Source organism: Staphylococcus sp. MSU001 (assembly GCF_052976705.1).
In genome coordinates this window covers 1-2,375 of record NZ_JBRIKK010000040.1, presented here as the reverse complement: position 1 = coordinate 2,375, position 2,375 = coordinate 1, and the positions used below count along the sequence as shown (strand labels likewise).

1 protein-coding gene is annotated in these 2,375 nt (G+C 40.4%); it reads left to right on the top strand.

What is annotated here, in order from left to right:
• Nucleotides 1-2,375: putative Ig domain-containing protein (locus ACVBFA_RS11600; protein ID WP_447158861.1), on the top strand; the 2,375-nt coding region annotated here is incomplete at both ends.

Genomic DNA, 2,375 nt, shown 5'->3' with positions numbered 1-2,375 from the left:
CGTAACAAATAAAGTAGACGGCTTACCTGACGGTGTAACATTTGATGAAGCAACAAACACAATCAGTGGAACACCAAATGAAGTTGGTAGTTACGATATTACAGTAACGACAACGGATGAGAGTGGTAATTCTGAAACAACAACATTCACAATTAATGTAGAAGATACAACAAAACCAACGGTTGAAAGTGTTGCGGATCAAACACAAGAGGTTAACACAGAAATTGAGCCGATTAAGATAGAGGCGAAAGATAATAGTGGTCAAGCGATAACGAATAAAGTGGACGGCTTACCTGCTGGTGTAACATTTGATGAAGCAACAAACACAATCAGCGGTACACCAAATGAAGTCGATAGTTACGATATTAAAGTGACGACAACGGATGAGAGTGGTAACGCAACAGAAACAACATTCACAATCAATGTAGAAGATACGACAAAACCGACGGTTGAAGATATTGCAGATCAAACGCAAGAAGTTAACACAGAGATTACTCCGATTACAATAGAGTCAGAAGATAACAGTGGCCAAGCAGTAACAAATAAAGTAGAAGGTTTACCTGATGGTGTAACGTTTGATGAAGCAACGAACACAATCAGCGGCACACCAAGTGAAGTGGGTAGTTACACAGTGACGGTAACGACAACGGATGAGAGTGGTAATTCTGAAACAACAACATTCACAATTGATGTGAAAGATACAACAAAACCAACGGTTGAAGACATTGCAGATCAAACGCAAGAGGTTAATACAGAGATTACTCCGATTACAATAGAGTCAGAGGATAACAGTGGTCGAGCAGTGACGAATAAAGTAGACGGTCTACCTGATGGTGTAACGTTTGATGAAACAACAAACACAATTAGTGGTACGCCAAGTGAAGTGGGCCGTTACGATATTACAGTAACGACAACAGATGAGAGTGGTAACGCAACAGAAACAACATTCGCAATTGATGTAGAAGATACAACAAAACCAACGGTTGAAAGTGTTGCGGATCAAACACAAGAGGTTAACACAGAAATTGAGCCGATTAAGATAGAGGCGAAAGATAATAGTGGCCAAGCAGTAACAAATAAAGTAGAAGGTCTACCTGAAGGCGTAACGTTTGATGAAGCAACGAATACAATTAGCGGAACACCAAGTGAAGTAGGCAGTTACACAGTGACGATAACGGCGACAGATGAAAATGGTAATTCTGAAACGACAACATTCACAATTGATGTGGAAGATACGACAAAACCGACGGTTGAAGATATTGTGGATCAAAAACAAGAGGTTAACACAGAAATAGATCCAATTAAGATAGAGGCTACAGATAATAGTGGCCAAGCAGTAATGAATAAAGTGGAAGGTCTACCTAATGGTGTAACGTTTGATGAAACGACGAACACAATTAGCGGAACACCAAGTGAAGTAGGCAGTTACACAGTGACGGTAACGGCGACAGATGAAAATGGTAATTCTGAAACGACAACATTCACAATTGATGTGGAAGATACAACAAAACCAACGGTTGAAGATATTGCAGATCAAACACAAGAGGTTAATACAGAAATTACTCCGATTACAATAGAGTCAGAAGATAACAGTGGTCGAGCAGTAACAAATAAAGTGGAAGGTCTGCCTGACGGCGTAACGTTTGATGAAACAACGAATACAATTAGTGGAACACCAAGTGAAGTAGGTAGTTACACAGTGACGGTAACGACAACGGATGAGAGTGGTAACGCAACAGAAACAATGTTCACAATTAATGTAGAAGATACAACAAAACCGACGGTTGAAAGTGTTGCGGATCAAAAACAAGAAGTTAATACAGAGATTGAGCCGATAAAGATAGAGGCGAGAGACAATAGTGGCCAAGCCGTAACAAATAAAGTAGAAGGCCTACCTGACGGCGTAACGTTTGATGAAACAACAAACACAATCAGTGGTACGCCAAGTGAGGTTGGCAGTTACACAGTGACGGTAACGACAACGGATGAGAGTGGTAACGCAACAGAGACAACATTCACAATCAATGTAGAAGATACGACAAAACCGACGGTTGAAGATATTGCAGATCAAACGCAAGAAGTTAACACAGAAATTACTCCGATTACAATAGAGTCAGAAGATAACAGTGGCCAAGCCGTAACAAATAAAGTAGACGGCTTACCTGACGGTGTAACATTTGATGAAGCAACAAACACAATCAGTGGTACACCAACTGAGGTAGGAAAATATCTAATCACTATTACAACGATAGACAAAGATGGCAATACCGCTACCACAACCTTGACTATCAATGTCATCGATACGACAGCACCAGAGCAACCAACAATCAATAAAGTAACGGAGAACTCTACAGAAGTTAGTGGTCGAGGTGAAT